Source organism: Salegentibacter echinorum, from assembly GCF_900129445.1.
Taxonomy (GTDB): domain Bacteria; phylum Bacteroidota; class Bacteroidia; order Flavobacteriales; family Flavobacteriaceae; genus Salegentibacter; species Salegentibacter echinorum.
On the sequence record NZ_FQVT01000005.1, the window covers coordinates 193,704 to 211,570 of the forward strand.

A 17,867-nucleotide genomic window follows, 5' to 3' on the forward strand; every position below is an offset into this window, starting at 1 on the left:
GAAAGATATATGGTAAAATTAAGTCATCCTGATAAATTTACTATGGGTGAAATAGTAAGACTTGCAAAGTTGTTGAACGTAGAACCCGAGATAATAACCAAGGTTATTTATTCAGAAATGGATTAAACTGTCAGTATATTTCAAGTTCTCTCTTCACGTTCTCGAGGACTCACCACTACTCTATTTATTTAAATTCTGGATGAAATGACTATTGACATTTTAGTACTTAAGTTAAATCATTAAAGTTTTATTTATATTCGTATCTCTCTGAAGAACCCTACTTTTTCAATTAACCTAATTTTAAACAATTATTCAAAAAATCACATGGAGGTAATAGAGGCTAAACCACTTGATAATACTAATTTTTCTTATGGATTTCCAATAGACGATGAAAAGTACGGTTCACTAATAAAAAGAGAGAATTATATATCTCAAATTGATAATGCATTAAATAAACATTGCGAATTACTTTTTATAGAAGGTGATGAAGACTCTGGAAAGACTATTTTAAATGCCTTATATACTAAAAAACATGCTTTAAACTGTATTTCCGAGGGTGTAATCTCAAGTCTGTCTAGACTTTGAAAATTTCCAGACATTTATTCTTCAACTAGTTTAACATTTTACCATATTATCTTAATATAAGTTAAAATAACGTTAACTCACATTTTCCATACGTTAACTAATTCTTTGTTTTAATTTCGCTTGTGTCTTTAACTTTGACGCGAACTGTAAACAATTTTTATAATCTCTCTACCTAGATCAAAGAAAAGATTTTCAATTACGGAAACCCATAAAATATATTGATCTCTTTTAAGCAATTTTGTGTCAAATTTTCAATTAAAAGCAACCAGTTTGTTTAATGCTTAGATCTACCGCATACCGCTTTAACACCCCTAACCGTTAAGCTTTAAAAGTATGCACAAAATATAATTAAAACAGTGGAGTTCAGATACCACTATAAAAACGAGGAGTATTTCGAAAAGCCCAAGAGTAGAAAAAACCTAACCAAATAATTATGATTAAAAAATTACTTTTTTCATCACTGCCCCTTTTTATGTTTGTCAACATTTCATTGGCCCAAGCTACATTGGAAGCCATAGAGCCTGATTACCGTAGAAGCTCCCTCCATACTATTCTTCTGGAATCGCAAGACTTTCCTAATAAAGAAACAGTTCTCAAAGCATATTATAATGCTAAATTTCCTGACAATTACAATAACCACAATATTGGAGAAAAAACTTTCAAATACTCAGACTATAAATTAACAGAGCAGGAAAGAATAGATGCAGAAGTTAATAAGACGGGTGCTGGTAAAGCTATTGCATCATTAGGTTCAAATCTTACTGCAGGAATAATGGACTCGCTAGCCGCCGATTATCCCATTATTATTGATAAATATTTAAAGGACAAACAAATAGCAAAAAAGATGGTAGCAAAGTGGTTTAATCGTCAAGAAGACGGAACCTTTGATACCAAATTAATTGCAAAAAGAGGGCAATATGATGCATCCGCACTAAAAGTTTCTGAAGCAAATAATTCTGCAAGGGGTACTAACATGTTATCTGATGCAGGAATGGAATTAATAGACAAAACTTTCCTAACTGTTTCCAGAGTAAATTTCGTTAGTAATGAGATTGTAGCAAAAGCCATTTATCTGGCCGCCCTAGAAGCAGCAAAAGAACTCCCAATGGGCCAAGGATTAGCTAATAAAGCTGCCGAAAAGGTATATAACAAAACTAAGGAAGGTTATTCGGTATGGACCACTACATATTTATATAAACTTAAATGGAATGATTCTATTGAGTCGGCATTCTATAAAGATCTATGGATTGACGAAGAAAATTTTGATGCAGCAAAGAAAACAGCCTTCGATAATAGTGAGCTTTTTGAACTTGAATTTATCGGTGATGAAAAATCTACTAGTTTAGTTACTTTTTCTCTCAAAAAGAGAACGGAGAAACAAATCATTTCCTTATCAACAGTGAGAAATGTTGATGCCGTTTTTGCCAAACTTCAGAAAAAATATGATGTATTTAAACCTATGGTCCCTTTACTTACCGGACGTCCTATAACTGCGAAAATAGGAATGAAAGAAGGTTTAGAAGGTGGTGAAAAATTCGAAGTTTTAGAGGTTGTACAGGATCCTGATACAGGTCTTAGTAGTTATGAACGAGTTGGAACTGTAAAAGTTGACAAAAAGTCAATCTGGGATAATAGATATAATCTAGCCGATGGCGAAGAAGCTTTAGACGAAGACTCCGCATTAGACAGAACCACGTTTAAAGGCGGAAAAAAGTATTTGCCCGGAATGTTAATCAGACAAATAAAGTAACAACTTAATAAACCTTTCGCAAAATTGCGGAAGGTTTATTCTTTCCTCATAAAACTAAACTCACATGAAATTAAATTACCTCTTAATTATTATTTTCATTATTACTCTTTCATCTTGCGGATCCAGTAATAGAAAATTAAACAATGACACTGACCAATGGAGATATGAGATTGAACCAGTAAATGTAGGTACTCAGGGAACTTACTTAGTTAAAGCATGGACTTATGCAAAAAAACCAGAAAAAGCTATTAAACAGGCCAAAAAAAATGCCGTTCATTGTATCATCTTTAGAGGATTTTCAAGCAAAAATAGAGTTTCAGGACAGAAACCTTTAGCGGATTCAAATTCGGAGATTGAACATAAAGCATTCTTTAAAGAATTTTTTAAAGAAGGTGGAAGATATTTAAAATTTGCCACCACTTCTAACGACGGAAGCATTGCACCCGGAGATTTCAGGAAAGTAGGAAAAGAGTATAAAGTTGGTGTAATTGTTTCTGTAAGTGTATCACAACTCAGGAAGGATTTGGAAGATGCTAATATTATTAAAAAACTAAGTGCGGGTTTTTAAATGGATACAGTTAGCAAATTATCCTTGGTCTTTCTATTAATTGGAGTAATAGGTCTAAAATCCTGTAGTTCTACTAAAAGCAACTCGGCTTATTATACCTATGAAACTGAGTGTATAGGTTCAAACCTCAACGGCACGCAAACTGTTAAAGCATGGGGTAAAGGATTAGACAAAAAAACGGCGTTAGAGAATGCGAAGAAAAATGCATTAAACGAAATTATATTCAAAGGTTTGTATAAGGGGGGTAGAGACTGTCAAAAGAAGCCAATTATTTCTGAGGTGAATGCCAAAGTAAAATATGATTATTATTTCGATAGATTCTTTTCCAAAATATATTCAGGTTTCGTTTCAATTTCTAAGAAAGGCAAATTAGAAACTTCGAAATACGAACAAGGTTATCTTACAGCAGTGATTTTATCCATCCAAATTGCAGACCTAAAACAGCAGCTATTTGATGATAATATAATTAAACAACCTTAATAAAAAGATAAATGACTAAAATTCAAAAACACCTCCTCTATTTATCACTTACACTATTTACAATATGTGTCCAATCTCAAGCAAAAAAACCAACTATTATGGTTGTGCCTAGTGATGCATGGTGTATTGATAAGGGATATTCTCTTACTTATGATAATCAAGGAAGCACTATTAAATTACCTGATTATAAAGCAGCTCTGCAGGATAACAGGGAGCTTCTTTTAGTAATCAGCAAAATAAATGAGCTTATGAGTGAAAGAGGCTTTCCCCTTCAAAACTTAGAATCTTCACTAAAAACAATTGAAAGAGAATCTGCGGAAGACGCCATGTTAATGAGCAAAAGTGGATCTGGAATTTCAGAAAGTCCGATTGACAAATTAAAAAAGACAGCAAAGGCAGATATATGGATGCAAATCGATTGGTTTATAAATAAAACTGGACCGAAAAAATCGATCACATTTAATCTACAAGGCTTGGACGCATATACTAATAAACAAATCGCTGGAGCTTCTGGTACAGGCGCTCCATCTTTTAGCGCTGAATTACCTGTTTTACTTGAAGAATCCGTAGTAGCCAATTTAGATAATTTTAATGCGCAACTATCTTCACATTTTGACGATTTATTTGAAAATGGAAGAGAGGTTTCATTGAGAATAAAAAAGTGGGATTCATTTGAAGGCGATTTGGAAACAGAATTTGGAGGAACTGAGCTAAGCTTTATCATTGAAGATTGGGTTTATGATAACACTGTTCAAGGCCGGTTCAGTGTCACGAATCAAACTGAAAACATGATGGTCTTTAGCCAAGTAAGGATTCCATTATATGACAAAAATGACCGTGCAATTGATACAAGAAGGTGGGCTTACAATTTATCAAGGATGCTTAGAAAAGAATACGATATAACCTCAAAAATTATGGTTCAAGGTCTAGGAGAAGCTTCAATTGTAATTGGAGAAAAATAATTTATAAAAAAGAATAATATGAAATATATAGCTGCAGTAGCAATTTTTATTTTCACTTCATTTCATGGATTGATTGCTCAAGTTGACGATTCCCAAAGAATATCCTTAGGCACTTACATTCCCAATTCAAATGGTTTTTCAAATAGTGTTCAAAATTATTTTGGAAATAAGTTAGCCTCGATTGCGTCTGCAAATGGGATGGGCGGTACAAGATCAAGTTCCCAGTTTATAATTACTGGAGCCATAGATATTATTTCTAAAGATATTACTCCTACAACACCACCTATGCACGCCTATACGATTGATGTAACTTTCATAATTGGTGATGGGATTAATGGCGTAAAATACTCGAGCGAAACAAGGACTGTAAAAGGAGTAGGTACGAATGAAACAAAAGCTCTTATTTCGGCCATAAAAGGAGTAAATCCAAGAGATCCTGAGTTCAAACAATTCGTGGCAGAAGCTAAAAATAGTATAATTCAGCATTACAATACAAATTGCGATATTCTGATCAAAAAAGCTCAAACGCTTGCTGCAATGAATAAGTATGATGAGGCTATTTACAGTTTATCTAATGTTCCTGAAGTTAGTCAGGAATGCTATAATAAATCTATGGAAGAACTTCTGCCTATATATCAGGAAAAAATAGATCAGGATTGTCAAATTAAATTCAATGAAGCAAATTTAGTTTGGACCTCCAATCAAAATCTTATAGCAGCTGATAAAGCTGGTAGAATTTTAGCGGGAATTGATCCACAAGCAAATTGTTACAGCCAGGCCATTGCATTAAGCAATAAGATTGGTAAAAAGGTTAAGGAATTAAATGATAGGGACTACGAGTTCATGTTAAAACAGGAGCAAGCCAGAATCGACGATCGTAAAGCTACTGTTCAGGCAATTAGAGCTATTGGAGAGGCCTATGGTAATGGGCAACCGCAGAATGTATCCTATAATGTTAGGGGGTGGTGGTAAATAATATATTTCATATACAGGAATAAAAGAGACCGCACACCACAACTATTTTCACTATATCCTAAATCAGTAAAACCACAAGTAAAGCTACAATAATTCATTGCACTATATGAGATCGTGATTCCACCATTATTTCCGAAATGAGTTCTTGTGGAGCAAACATATCTGCTATTAAATATTAATAATAATTCAAAATATGGACTACGAAAAAATAGAAATAGATTTAAAAGAAGAAGAACAAGATCTCCTTGATGAAATAATTGAACTTCAGAAAAAAATGGACGATGCAGATCCATCAGAAATGAATGGCCAAATGATGTCTGCAATTCAAGAAAAATGTATTGAGACGATTACCATGGCTCTTGGTGTTTCTGATATTTGGGAAAATACTGCCTACTCAAATGGGCTTGCCTATAAAAATGAATATAGAGATTATCAAAAGTGGAAAGATACTCCTATATCTAATAGAAGCGCGAAATACAAGCCTAAACATACACCAGGAAATGAGTTTGAAAAGTTGTTGAAAAAGGAGGTTCCTACTTACAATAGAAAAGATTATACGAGTAATGGTGATGGTTTATCCCAAAAAGATACAACACATCGAAAATGGAAAGAGAGCCACGATGAAGGAGGTATTAATTGTGCTTACACTAATCAGTTTATCCAAAATGGTGAGCCAGATAAGAAAAAAGCTTATGAATGGGAGCATGTCAAATCTGCTAAAGAAGTAAACGATGATAAAGTCTTAAATTATGTACTCAATCAAGAAGAAAAAAGAAATTTTCTAAATTCCGATGAGAACCTAGTTGCAATTAAGGGTGAGTTAAATAATGATAAAAGGGCTACTAAAATAAAGGACCTTGATAATTTTTTAAATTCTCCTTCAAAAAAGGATCCAACTAAAACAGTAAAGGAATATCATGAGATAGATGAAAATAGTTTAAAAAAAGCTATTGAGGCTTCTGAAAAAAAGGAAAATGAAATTTTAAAAAACAAAACTACCTATAGACCTGGAATTAAAGACACAACGAAAATAGCAGCTTCCAATGCAGTAAAAAGTGCGGGCAAGGCCGCTATTGGAAAACTTCTTTCAATAACCGTCGTAGAAGTAATTAGCGAGTATAAAAAAAAGGATGAAATTGATCATCCTCAGAGAATAAAAAATATTGCTTCGTGTATCAAAGAAGAATCCAAAGGTATTTTAAAAGAATTTCAGGATCACTCAATAAGTAGTTTTCTATCAACTTTTTTAGATCAAGTGCTTAAAAGCATTTTCAAAATTGCTAATAATATTTTCAAGTTTGTAAAACTGGCTTTTACCTCTATTTTAAAAGCAGTAAAAATTCTTTTCTCTAAAGAACAGCCTTGGGAGGTACGATTGAATGAAGCTATGAAAATTCTAGGTGTTGCTGTAGCTTCATTAATTGGATTAGCTCTTGAGGAAATCATAGAGAAAGCTATGATTACAAGTTTTCCGTTCACAGCTCCATTCGCAGGTTTCGTATCCCCAGTTCTATCAGGTTTGATTGTAGGTGTTGGTTCCGTTCTATTGCTTCAAGGATTTCAAAAGTATCAAAGTAAAATAGTCTACAATAGGCTGAAAGGCGAAGAGAGTTCAAAACTAGATACTTTATCTCAAATTAATTTAGCCCAAGCAGGTATTAGTGATTCAAAAGCTACTAAAGCTGTAGGTGTCTCATTAACCATTTTTCAAGGCACACTACCAATCATAGAATCTTGTAAACAGCATATCGATTTATCTCTAGAGCAAATAAGAATAACAAAAAATGAAATTTCCGATGATATTAGAATAGCTGAACAAATAAATAATGAAAATGAGGATTTATTAAACCTACTGACAAATGGATAAAAAATGGGGCGGTGCTAATTTTACAAAACCAGAAAATTTAACATTACGAAAAAAATTTCAAAAAACGGAGAGTTTTCAAAAGCCAAAAAACTTTCCGAAACCTAAAAATGCTTCAAATTCTCAAAAATTAACGAATGCTGATAATTCTACAAATCTAATTCATGCTAAAGAAATTATAGATAAAATTAAGTTAGTAGATGAGAGATACGAAACCTCCAATGACAGAGCGAAGTATTTATTAGACCATATAAATAAGGCTCAAAATTCTATCAATCAGGTTGTAAACGGTGAAAAAGGACGCAGTTGGGGGAGCTTAGATAAGAATGCATTGCTCAGTTTAATAATAGATGTAAATAGGGCTTCGTCCAAGTCGGTTTCATCGATAAGCGATTTAATTAAAAACAACAATGAAAACTCAAAGTTGTTAGCTGAAATGATTTCCGCATTAACGGTCTTATCAGGTCTTTCCTTTGAACAAATTAGTGAAACTACTGCAGAACTAGAAGAAATTGCTAGTCACTTGCAAAAAAATACAAACGGAAATAAAGTTCAGGGCATTCAAATAAAAAGGATTATAGTTTCCCAGATTGAGAAGTTTAAAGAGGAAAAAGAACGTACAGAAGAAAATAAAAATAATTTTAATGTAATATTTCAAAAATTACGAGAAAACGAACAACATTTGGAATTGCAGAGGGATAGGATGGCCGAAAACTTTCATTTACAGAGAAACGAGTTAACAAAGAAAGTTGAAGAGATAGAAATTGAAACTATAAATACTATTAAAGTTCAAAGAAACAAAATGAATTTTTTGTCAGTAGTTTCTATAACAAACTTGATTATTGTAGTAGCCTTTATAATTTATTTTTTTTCAGATAAATAACAATTTCAAGGGCTACTAAGGATAGCCGTTGAAATTGTTCTAAAAACATCTCACTCACCATTGAATCTACGAAAAACGCTAACAATAATGCGCTGTGAAAAATTATTTTTTCGTCTCCTACATAATTCAAGGGCTAAGCTGGTAAATTGATTTTTAAAACAACATCAGATTCCACAATGCATACTTTAAGCAAGCAAAAGACACTCGTAAAACAAAAATTTATTTTATTTTTTCCTATCGTGGATTATTTCTTTTAACGAACCACAGTCTCTGTTTAAATTTGAATTATTATTAATTTTAAACGTTTTATTATGGGATTATCAAAAGATTATGAGTATTCACAAGCTGATTTAGACAACCGTGCAAATCAACTAAATCCTGAACATGATGAATATCAGGGGAAGGATTAATTAAAAAAATGTTGCAGTATCTCGCAGTAATTATTACTGCGAGATATTTTCTAACTATGAAATTGAAAACATTAAAACCGTCTTATATTAGAAAAAATGGGATGAGTCTTCCATTTGCTCTATGTTTTATTATTCATTCCAATATCATTGATACTAAAAGAAGAGTAATTTACATATTTCACCTATGTAATATCATCAATTTGAGAACCATTCAACCAGCCAATTTTACAACTGAATACATTCTAAAGAAAATTTTCGAGGAAACTGCTGGAATAAAAATCATCTCCAAGGAGGCCCTCAGAGAATATACAGGAATAACAGACAAAAAAACTTTTAATAAATATTTTGACCACCACCTTTCCAAACTAGCCTTAAAGAAAAACAAAACTTACACATTGGAAGAAACCCATAGAATTCTACTTCCCTGAGTGGGAGATGGAAATAGCTGGGAACGATTAGAAGCCTTTACAAAAAGAGAACTTGCTAATAATTTTTTTAAAGGCAAAGAATCGGAGCTGCAATTTAATATGACCAATGAAATTATAGATCCAATCAGATTTAAAGCCCACGATTATATAAGACCAGCAGACGTATTCAGATTAAGAAAAGAAGAATTGGGTGAATCATTTAAAAGTGAGGAGGATTATTGCCTGGAATTTTTTCTTTATTTATTTCTTCTTTCCAGGTGCGTTTAGTCATAATCCCATTTAGCTTTTTATAGTTAAATTTATTTAAGGTACTCAGCAATTAACAGTATTCATTTCCATACACCCCAAATCATATTTAGAACGGCAAAAGTCCTCACCGTTGCAACGGCATAGACAAATAAAACCTCCATTTTTAGAACAAAAACAAAAGTCTCTGCAAAGGCTTACAACGGTGTTGCAACGGCCGCAACGGTTATACAACGGCTAATATTAAAGAAAAGGTGGATTTTGCCAACGGAAAATAAATCACCGTTGTAACGGTGATGCAACGGTAAAGATTATAGCCGTTGCAGAGCTAATTGAACTGCTTATACTAGAGCAAATTTATTTAATAGTATTAAAATTTTAACTAACTTTCCGCTCTAGGATCTTACCTACCTTGATCCAACTTAACAACCAAATTCTACCATTTAGATTACATGGCAAAAGCAGATATCGATTTTGAAAAAGAACTCTGGGACGCGGCCAACGAACTTAGGGGTGCTGTTTCAGAAAACAACTATAAAAACTACATTCTTCCCCTGGTTTTCCTAAAACACCTTAGCGAACGCTACGAGGTGATAAAGGAGGAATTAAAGGGTTTAATGAACGATCCTTCTTCCGATTATCACACTACCGATGCCGAAGAAATAAATTATGTGCTGGAAGACGGGGACGAATACCGTTCCCGCAACACTTTTAAAATCCCGGAAAAAGCTTCCTGGCAGTATTTAAAAGACAATGCCGAGCAGGATGATATCAAGGTAAAAGTAGATGATGCTTTTGATGTGATCCAGGACTTGTTAACCGAATACAACCCGCAGCTTCAAAACTTATTGCCGCGAATTTTTGTGCGTAGTGAATTGTCGCCGAAGCAAACCGGCGGAATCATAAACCTCCTCTCCCACCCTAAATTTTCTGAAAAGGAAAATCCGGAAAGTGATATTTTAGGCCGAATTTATGAATATTATATCGGCCGATTTGCAATGGCCGAAGGTTCGGGCGCGGGGCAATTTTTTACGCCGGGCAGTATCGTGCGTTTGTTGGTGGAACTTTTGGAACCTTATAAAGGCAGAATCTTTGACCCGGCCTGCGGAAGCGGGGGAATGTTTGTACAGAGTTTAAAATTCCTACAGGAACACGGCGGCAATAAAAGTGATATCGCCATCTACGGACAGGAAATGACCGCGCAAACTTTAAGGTTGTGCCTCATGAACCTGATGCTGCGGAATCTTTCTTTCGACATTAAACTCGGAAATTCCCTCTTGGATGATAAATTCCCGGAACTAAAAGCCGATTATATCATTGCCAATCCGCCATTTAATGTGAGCAACTGGCATCCGGAAGATTTGCCCGATGGTGATCCCCGCTTATTTGGGCCTCGGGAAGAATTCACCACCGATGGCAGCGCAAATTATATGTGGATGCAAACCTTTTGGCACCACCTAAGCGAAACCGGAACCGCCGGGATCGTAATGGCGAACGGGGCGATGACTTCCAATAACAGAGGAGAAAAAAATGTACGCCAATATATGGTAGATAATTCTATGGTTGATGCCATCGTTCGCCTGCCCGATAAATTGTTCCTAACCACCGGAATCCCGGCCTGCCTTTTTATTTTAAGTAAGAATCGCGACGGAACCGACGGTACCCACCGCGAGCGAAACGATGAAATACTATTTATAGACGCTTCCAAAATGGGCAAAATGGCCAGCCGAAAATTACGTGTATTTAACGATGAAGATATCCAAAGGATATCAAACACTTATCACAAATGGCGTAACGTCTCCCCTCCTTCGAAGGGGCCGGGGGAGGAATTTAAGGACCTAGAAGGCTTCTGTAAAGCTGCCAAAATAGAAGACGTAATAAAACAAGATTATAAACTCACTCCCGGAATTTATGTAGGCACCGAAGCCGAAGAAGATGACGGAATTCCTTTTGAAGAAAAAATGGAGAGCTTAAAAGCCGAATTGCTGGCACAGTTTGAAAAGGGTGAAGAATTAAAAGAAAAAATAAAGGGTAACTTTAGTAAGATTTTTTAAGGATGCAAGAGGAAAATAAAGTTATTGAATATAAAAGCCTGGCAAAGGTAACAAAAGGGAGTTCGGGGTTGAAAGAACTTGCAATCACTTGTGTTTGTCTTGCAAATACCCAGGGAGGGAATATAATCATAGGTGTAGAGGATAAGAGTAAAATGCCTCCAAGCGACCAAAAGATTCCTGATTCAATAATGAATACCACTGTTTCTCGTCTTCGTAATTTGTGCTTTAATGTAAGTATTTCTTTAAATGACAAAGAAGTCCACGAAAACGGAGGTGAATTTTTTTCTATTGCAATACATCCTACACTAAAATCTATTGCTACAACATCTGAGGGTAAGATATTTATCAGAATTGGAGATCAATGTCAACCGGCGCGAGGGGAAGATATAGTTAGACTTGCCAGTGAAAAGGATGCCTTCCAATGGGAACTTCAAATTCGAAACGTCAAAGTGTCTGAAATTCCTGAAGGTTCTTTGCTATGGTTGGGGGATGAGATTAGAAATTCAGACCGGGTGAAACCATTTGTAAAAGAAATGTCCGATATTGAAATTGCCGAACATTATAATCTTGTAATCGATGGAAAACTTACCAACCTTGGAATTCTCTGGTTAGGGGATTTCAAACAAAGAAGCCGAATAGTTTATCCACTTACGGTCCAATATATCGTGTACGATGAATTAGAGAAAAAAGTGAGGAAGGTGGATTGGACTGATAACACCAAAAATCCGAAGGATCTTCTGCTCGATATAGAAAAAGAAGCAATAGAGTTGGGTTATTTTGATGAATTTCCACAAGGTTTTTTTAGAAATAAAATCAGGCATTATGATGGTCGACTTATTCGGGAGTTACTAATAAATGCAATTGCTCATAAAAGTTATACTATTTCAGGTGATATTTTTATTCGTGTATATCCGAATAGATTAGAAATCACCAATCCAGGGGGACTTCCTTTGGGGATCACCAAAGACAATATACTTCACACTACAAATCGCCGTAATCCTCATTTGATTCGCATTCTGCACGATCTTAAGTTAATGGAAGGAGAAGGAAGCGGTTATGACCTAATTTATGAAATTACCGGTCGCGACTCTAAACCTTACCCTGAAGTGATTTCAGATTTTAATTCCACTACGGTTTCACAATCTTCAAAAATTTTAGATGAAGAAGCTGTTTTGCTAATGGATTTCATAGCCAAATCCTACCCACTTTCCCAAAAGGAATTGATAGCTTTAGGTATAGTTGCCAGACACAAAAAAGTCTTAACGACTCAATTAACACGAGAACTTCAACTTAACGATGAAGAGAGAGTAAGATCTTATATAGGAAAACTGTTGGAAAAAGGAATATTGATAAGTAGAGGAATAAAAAAAGGTACGGAATACCTTATAAATCCAAAACTTCTAAAAAACTCTAAGATCAATATTAAACCTACTTTGAAAGTCATCGAACCTCACAGACTCAAAGCACTAATAATTGAAGATTTAGAAAGATATCCTAGAAGTGAGGCCAATGAAATAAGAAAGCGCTTAGAAGAAGTTCCTATTGAAGATATAAGAAAAATTATTTATAAAATGGTGAGAAAAGGAGAGTTAGAGCATACAAAGGACAAAACCTACAGAAAATACTGGTTGGCAAAAAAAAATAGAAACAACATAGAGAATTAAAATAGAAGTGGTTAAACCCTTTAAAACAGGTGATTAAAGAAATAGATGTTCTAAAAGACCAACAATAGAGCTCAGATAATAAGATAGAGTTTTAATGGAGACCATTTTTTCAATCTGATATTCAAAATAGAATAAAATAGGGTTAAAGATTAGAAATTTATGCCGGAAAACTGGAAAACATATAAACTTGGAGAAATCGCTGATATTCAGAATGGTTTTGCTTTTAAATCTAAAGAACTGGGGGAAACTGGAATTCCCGTTATTAAAATTAAGAATATAGTTCCTCCAAATGTAACCTTAGAAGGAGCAGGATATTATACTGGTGAACTTACAGCCAAACTGAAAAAATACATTCTAAGAAAGAATGATTTCCTCATATCTATGACCGGGTCAACGGTTAATGTTATGAGTTCGGCTGTTGGTAAAATGGGAAGGTATAGACTTGATGAAATATCACTGTTAAATCAAAGAGCAGGGAAAATTTATATTACAGATAAGGAAAAAGCCGATTTTGAATATTTATGTCATCTCCTCAATAGATATGAAATACATTACAATTTAGCCTTAAATGCAACCGGAAGTGCAAATCAGGCAAATATTTCCCCAGCCCAAATAAAAAACATCGATCTAAAACTTCCTCCCTTAGAAGAACAAAAATCCATCGCCTCCATCCTCTCTGCTTTGGATGATAAAATCGAACTTAATCTCCAGATGAACAAAACCCTGGAAGAAATGGCTATGGCTTTATACAAACATTGGTTTGTTGATTTTGGGCCTTTTCAGCGTGGGCAATTTGTAGATTCTGAATTAGGGAAAATTCCGAAGGGTTGGGAAGTAAAAACCTTGAAAGATTTAGGTAATATTTTTTATGGAAAAATGTCAAAAAAGAATCTAAAACAAACGAAAGGTATCCCTATCTATTCTGGATACAGAAACGTAGGGTTTTATCCTATATCCAATTGTAAAAAGGGTAAAGTAATAGTTGTAGCACGTGGTGTTGGAGGCACTGGTGATGTGAAAATAACTACGGAAGAATGTTTTTTAACCAATTTATCGATTTGTATCGAGAATAATCTGGAACTAATCGACGACTTAATACTTTTTTTCTCGCTAAAAAGAAAAGGTTTGGATTTTTTGAGAACTGGATCAGCGCAACCTCAAATTACCATTAAAGACTTAAATGATGTCTTACTTCAAATTCCACCAAAAGAAACTCAAAGGCAATTTTTAAATTTATTTAAACCTCTTTTATTAAACCAAGATTCCAATTATCAAGAAAACCAAACTCTAACATCCTTACGCCACACCCTACTCCCAAAACTCATCAACGGGGAAGTCCGGGTAAAGGATACGGAAAAAACTTTATCTAAAGTCTTATGATAGAAATTACGGTTCAAAATGCGGCAATTGAATATCTAAAAGACCTGGGCTACCGGCACCGGAAGGGAAATTCCTTAGACCGGGACCTTAAAAAGGTAGTCCTGGAAAAGGAGTTGAGGGATTTCCTGGTATCCACCTATCCCGATGTTCCGGCTACCGCCATCAATGAAGCCCTGGCCAGTTTCACCCAACATTCGGGGATGGATTTAGACCACCGCAACCGTGATTTTCACCGTAAACTAACCCAGGGAATTTCGGTTTCCTGGAAAGATAAAAACGGCAAGGAACTGGCCAAACATATCTACCCCATCAATTACCGCGACCCGGAGCAAAACCAATTTATCTGTTCCGATGAAGTAAAAGTCATCGGCAAAAACAGTCGGCGGGCAGATTTGGTGATCTTTATAAACGGCCTTCCGCTTATCGTTTTTGAATTCAAAAATATGTTCGATGCCGAGGTTGGCGTAGATAACGCCCACCGGCAAATTGGCCATTACCTGCAGGATATTCCGCAGCTATTCGATTTTAATGCGATAACTATTATTTCAGACGGAATGCAAAGCCTGCACGGAATGTATAGTTCTTCCCTAAAATGGTTTGCCCCCTGGAAAAGTTTGAGGGGCGATGATATAAAACAGGAAACCGAGCTTCAGTTGGAAACCTTGCTCAACGGACTTTTCCCAAAAGCCACCCTTTTAAACTACATTCAAAATTTTATTTTCCACGAAGACCACAATGGAAAAATCCTCAAAAAAGGCGCGAAATATCATCAGTATTGGAGCATTCAAAAAGCGGTGGAAAGTGCGGTAGAAAATATTAAACCTAAGGGTGATGGTCGGCTGGGCGTAATTTGGCATACGCAAGGCTCGGGAAAAAGTATTTCGATGGCCATCCTAACCGGGATTTTGCGCCAAATGCCCGAAATGAAAAATCCTACAATCGTGATCCAGGTAGATCGGTCAGACCTCGACCAGCAGTTATATGAAAATTTTGTATTGGCCAAAGATTTGGTGGGCGATGTACACCACGCCCGCACTACTGAAGAATTAAGAAGTTTATTGAGTACAGATGGTGGCGGGGTGGTTTTTACGACCATTGAGAAATTCCGTTTAAAAGATCTGGAAACAGGAAAAGAAACCGCGCACCCCGTACTTTCAGAAAGATACAACCTTATCGTTATGGCCGATGAAGCACACCGTACCCAATACGGCTTTCACGATGGTGGCTTTGCTCAAAATATAAGACGCGCGTTGCCCAATGCTTCCTTTATCGGGTTTACCGGTACGCCCTTAGATAGCAAAGATGCCGATACACAATTGGTGTTTGGCCCTACCCTGCACAGCTATGATATAGAACAGGCGGTGAAAGATGGCGCCACGGTGCCTATTTATTACGAGCCAAAGATGGTTCCGCTAAATATTAAAGCGGCTTATTCTGCCCAGCTGGACGAAATTGAAGACGATGAAGACAATCCTTCAAAGGCGGTTTGGGCTGCCGTAGAAGATGCGGCAGGAGCACAGAGCCGGGTAGAAAAAGTGGCCGGGGATATCCTGGAGCATTTCCTGGCAAGAACGGCTACGCTGGAAGGAAAGGCGATGGTGGTTTGTATGAGCAGGCGTAATTGCGTAAAAATGTATGATGCCTTAACTGCTTTGGATGGCTGCCCTGAAATCGCGGTGATTATGACCGGAAATATCAGTAATGATCCGCCGGAATGGAATAAGCACATTCGCACCAAAGAGGCTATGGAAGCTATTAAAAAACGCTTCCGCAATCCCAAAGACCCATTAAAAATAGTCATAGTACGCGATATGTGGCTTACCGGATTTGATGCGCCAATTATCCATACGATGTATGTTGATAAGATTATGAAAGGCCATAATTTGATGCAGGCCATCGCCAGGGTAAACCGTGTGTTTGAAGACAAACCCAGCGGACTGGTAGTTGACTTTATAGGAATTTCCGGTTACCTGGCAGAAGCTACCAAAAAATATACTTCAGGAGGAGGAAAAGGAAAACCGGCAGTAGATATTGAACTTGCCGTAAACTTATGTTTCGAGCAACTCGAAACGGTAAAAGAGCTGATGGGCGGTTTTAGTATGGAGGAAATCGTCCAGCTGGATGACCGCGAAAAGTTGCAGTGGTCAAAGAAAGTAATTAATGATTTGTTACAGTCTGATCCCGTGACCGACAACTTCCTGCGGGAAGAAAGAAAACTATCGGAATTAGTATCAATGACCAGTTCAGATAAACGTATATGGGAAATTCAGGATGAGGTGGCGATTATCCAGAAAATAAGGAAAACCATCAGAAAGATTAAGTTTCCGCCCAGGCCGCAACGGGAAAAGAATGAGCGAATCAAAGACCTTATCAGTAAATCGCTGGAATCCCAGGAAATTGTTGATCTGGCGAAAATGTATGATCTTGATAAGATAGATATCTCCATTATCGATGATCGCTTTCAGGCTACCGTAAAAGAAAAAGGGGATGAAAATGTAAAAATCGAGCTTCTGCGACGAATTATCAATGATGAGCTAAAAGTAAGAATGCCCAAAAACATTAAAAAAGCCAGGAGACTTCGCGACGAGCTTGAAAAAGTATTGGGCAACTATCATAAAAACAGCCTGGATTCCATAGCAGCGATTAAGCATCTCCTGGATATAGCCGATGAGTTTCAGCAGGACGATATAAGGACAAAGCAACTCGGTTTAACCGAAGATGAACTGGCCTTTTACGATTTGCTTTCAGCCAATGAGAAAATTTTGAATAAAGCCGGTCCCATTCAGGATTTAGTTCATAAAGTAGTGAGTTCTGTAAAGAAAAACCTGCAACTGGATTGGACGAAGAAAGAAGATGCTAGGGCAGCAATACGCCTGGCGGTTAAAAAAGAGCTTAGAGGAAAAGTACCTTTTTCAGAATTGGATAATTTACTAAAAGAAGTGATTGAGCAAGCCGAGGGGCAGTATAAAGATTGGCCTGTGGAGGCTTAGAAATAAATTAATTCTATCTTGAGAAGTATTAGGAATAAATATTATTTTTGAAAATTAAAATTAACTTAAAAGTGAATAAAAATTTTACAATTAACTTATAAGTGAATATATTTGCACATATAAAACCTATAGCAAGATATAGTAAGGTAAGTTATTATTCTCTTGTGCTTAATGATAATAGTCTATCCCTGTTTGAAGAATTTGTGGCAGTTCAAACGGAATCAAACAAGAGTAAGCTTAATCATATCCTTTCTTGGATTAAAATTATAGGAATTAAATATGGTGCACAAATCCATCATTTTAGATCTGAAGCAAAAATTGCAGATACTTCTGCATTACCGCCTAAAGGAGTTAAACGAGAACCGGCATACATTGAAAAAGGAAAGAAATCCAGTAATATGCTTAGGTTATACACTTTCAGGCTTAATGAAAACGTTGTATTTTTATTCAATGGAGACCTTAAAACATCCCGTTATGCTCAAGATTGTCCAAATGTATCACCCCACTTCCATTTGGCAAATAAATTAACCGCTGCAATACAAGATGCATTAGAAGAGAAAGAAATCCGATGGATTGATGACTTCACACAAATTGAATTTGAACAAGATTTTAAACTAGAGCTTTGATT

Annotated in this window: 13 protein-coding genes; all 13 read left to right on the plus strand. The window is 35.8% G+C overall.

All coding sequences use genetic code 11. The features are described from left to right. Positions 1 to 324 precede the first annotated feature (324 nt). The 13 genes from BUA71_RS10375 to BUA71_RS10445 all read left to right on the plus strand — a co-directional run bounded on the left by BUA71_RS10375 (position 325) and on the right by BUA71_RS10445 (position 17,865). Positions 325 to 585 carry a hypothetical protein gene (locus BUA71_RS10375; protein ID WP_072879446.1) on the plus strand — a complete coding sequence of 87 codons (261 nt, stop codon included), beginning with the start codon at positions 325 to 327 and terminating at the stop codon, positions 583 to 585. A 433-nt stretch (positions 586 to 1,018) separates the two neighbouring features. Then, positions 1,019 to 2,335, plus strand: coding sequence for a hypothetical protein (locus tag BUA71_RS10380; RefSeq protein WP_072879448.1), 1,317 nt, complete (start codon positions 1,019 to 1,021; stop codon positions 2,333 to 2,335). Positions 2,336 to 2,399: 64 nt separating this feature from the next. After that, positions 2,400 to 2,903, plus strand: a complete 504-nt coding sequence (locus BUA71_RS10385) for a hypothetical protein (protein ID WP_072879450.1) — start codon at positions 2,400 to 2,402, stop codon at positions 2,901 to 2,903. Continuing rightward, the gene (locus BUA71_RS10390) at positions 2,904 to 3,383 is read left to right on the plus strand and encodes a hypothetical protein (RefSeq protein ID WP_083572076.1); all 480 of its coding nucleotides are present in this window, start codon (positions 2,904 to 2,906) and stop codon (positions 3,381 to 3,383) included. It begins immediately after the preceding gene. Positions 3,384 to 3,394: 11 nt separating this feature from the next. Beyond that, positions 3,395 to 4,345: a DUF6175 family protein gene (locus BUA71_RS10395; protein ID WP_072879452.1), complete on the plus strand. Its 951-nt coding sequence runs from the start codon at positions 3,395 to 3,397 to the stop codon at positions 4,343 to 4,345. Positions 4,346 to 4,363: 18 nt separating this feature from the next. Continuing rightward, entirely contained in the window at positions 4,364 to 5,317 is a 954-nt protein-coding gene (locus tag BUA71_RS10400; protein ID WP_072879454.1) for a hypothetical protein, read from the plus strand. 196 nt (positions 5,318 to 5,513) lie between these two features. Continuing rightward, positions 5,514 to 7,187: a hypothetical protein gene (locus BUA71_RS10405; protein ID WP_072879456.1), complete on the plus strand. Its 1,674-nt coding sequence runs from the start codon at positions 5,514 to 5,516 to the stop codon at positions 7,185 to 7,187. Then, positions 7,180 to 8,067, plus strand: coding sequence for a hypothetical protein (locus BUA71_RS10410; protein WP_072879458.1), 888 nt, complete (start codon positions 7,180 to 7,182; stop codon positions 8,065 to 8,067). The genes BUA71_RS10405 and BUA71_RS10410 overlap by 8 nt, the downstream gene beginning before the upstream one ends. A gap of 1,536 nt (positions 8,068 to 9,603) precedes the next feature. Then, positions 9,604 to 11,205 (plus strand): type I restriction-modification system subunit M, encoded by a 1,602-nt coding sequence (locus tag BUA71_RS10425; RefSeq protein ID WP_072879463.1) that lies wholly within the window; start codon positions 9,604 to 9,606, stop codon positions 11,203 to 11,205. Between the two features lie 2 nt (positions 11,206 to 11,207). Beyond that, positions 11,208 to 12,869 (plus strand): ATP-binding protein, encoded by a 1,662-nt coding sequence (locus BUA71_RS10430; protein WP_072879465.1) that lies wholly within the window; start codon positions 11,208 to 11,210, stop codon positions 12,867 to 12,869. 159 nt (positions 12,870 to 13,028) lie between these two features. After that, positions 13,029 to 14,249 (plus strand): restriction endonuclease subunit S, encoded by a 1,221-nt coding sequence (locus BUA71_RS10435; RefSeq protein WP_072879467.1) that lies wholly within the window; start codon positions 13,029 to 13,031, stop codon positions 14,247 to 14,249. Then, positions 14,246 to 17,239 carry a type I restriction endonuclease subunit R gene (locus BUA71_RS10440; RefSeq protein WP_072879469.1) on the plus strand — a complete coding sequence of 998 codons (2,994 nt, stop codon included), beginning with the start codon at positions 14,246 to 14,248 and terminating at the stop codon, positions 17,237 to 17,239. The genes BUA71_RS10435 and BUA71_RS10440 overlap by 4 nt, the downstream gene beginning before the upstream one ends. Before the next feature lie 101 nt (positions 17,240 to 17,340). Then, positions 17,341 to 17,865, plus strand: a complete 525-nt coding sequence (locus BUA71_RS10445) for a hypothetical protein (protein WP_072879471.1) — start codon at positions 17,341 to 17,343, stop codon at positions 17,863 to 17,865. The last annotated feature ends 2 nt before the right edge of the window (positions 17,866 to 17,867 follow it).

What these genes read in the sequence shown, in the direction of transcription:
- BUA71_RS10435 (WP_072879467.1), top strand. Translation starts at nt 13,029, where the DNA reads ATGCCGGAAAACTGGAAAACATATAAACTTGGAGAAATCGCTGATATT.
- BUA71_RS10440 (WP_072879469.1), top strand. Translation starts at nt 14,246, where the DNA reads ATGATAGAAATTACGGTTCAAAATGCGGCAATTGAATATCTAAAAGAC.
- BUA71_RS10380 (WP_072879448.1), top strand. Translation starts at nt 1,019, where the DNA reads ATGATTAAAAAATTACTTTTTTCATCACTGCCCCTTTTTATGTTTGTC.
- BUA71_RS10410 (WP_072879458.1), top strand. Translation starts at nt 7,180, where the DNA reads ATGGATAAAAAATGGGGCGGTGCTAATTTTACAAAACCAGAAAATTTA.
- BUA71_RS10400 (WP_072879454.1), top strand. Translation starts at nt 4,364, where the DNA reads ATGAAATATATAGCTGCAGTAGCAATTTTTATTTTCACTTCATTTCAT.
- BUA71_RS10430 (WP_072879465.1), top strand. Translation starts at nt 11,208, where the DNA reads ATGCAAGAGGAAAATAAAGTTATTGAATATAAAAGCCTGGCAAAGGTA.
- BUA71_RS10390 (WP_083572076.1), top strand. Translation starts at nt 2,904, where the DNA reads ATGGATACAGTTAGCAAATTATCCTTGGTCTTTCTATTAATTGGAGTA.
- BUA71_RS10395 (WP_072879452.1), top strand. Translation starts at nt 3,395, where the DNA reads ATGACTAAAATTCAAAAACACCTCCTCTATTTATCACTTACACTATTT.
- BUA71_RS10425 (WP_072879463.1), top strand. Translation starts at nt 9,604, where the DNA reads ATGGCAAAAGCAGATATCGATTTTGAAAAAGAACTCTGGGACGCGGCC.
- BUA71_RS10375 (WP_072879446.1), top strand. Translation starts at nt 325, where the DNA reads ATGGAGGTAATAGAGGCTAAACCACTTGATAATACTAATTTTTCTTAT.
- BUA71_RS10405 (WP_072879456.1), top strand. Translation starts at nt 5,514, where the DNA reads ATGGACTACGAAAAAATAGAAATAGATTTAAAAGAAGAAGAACAAGAT.
- BUA71_RS10385 (WP_072879450.1), top strand. Translation starts at nt 2,400, where the DNA reads ATGAAATTAAATTACCTCTTAATTATTATTTTCATTATTACTCTTTCA.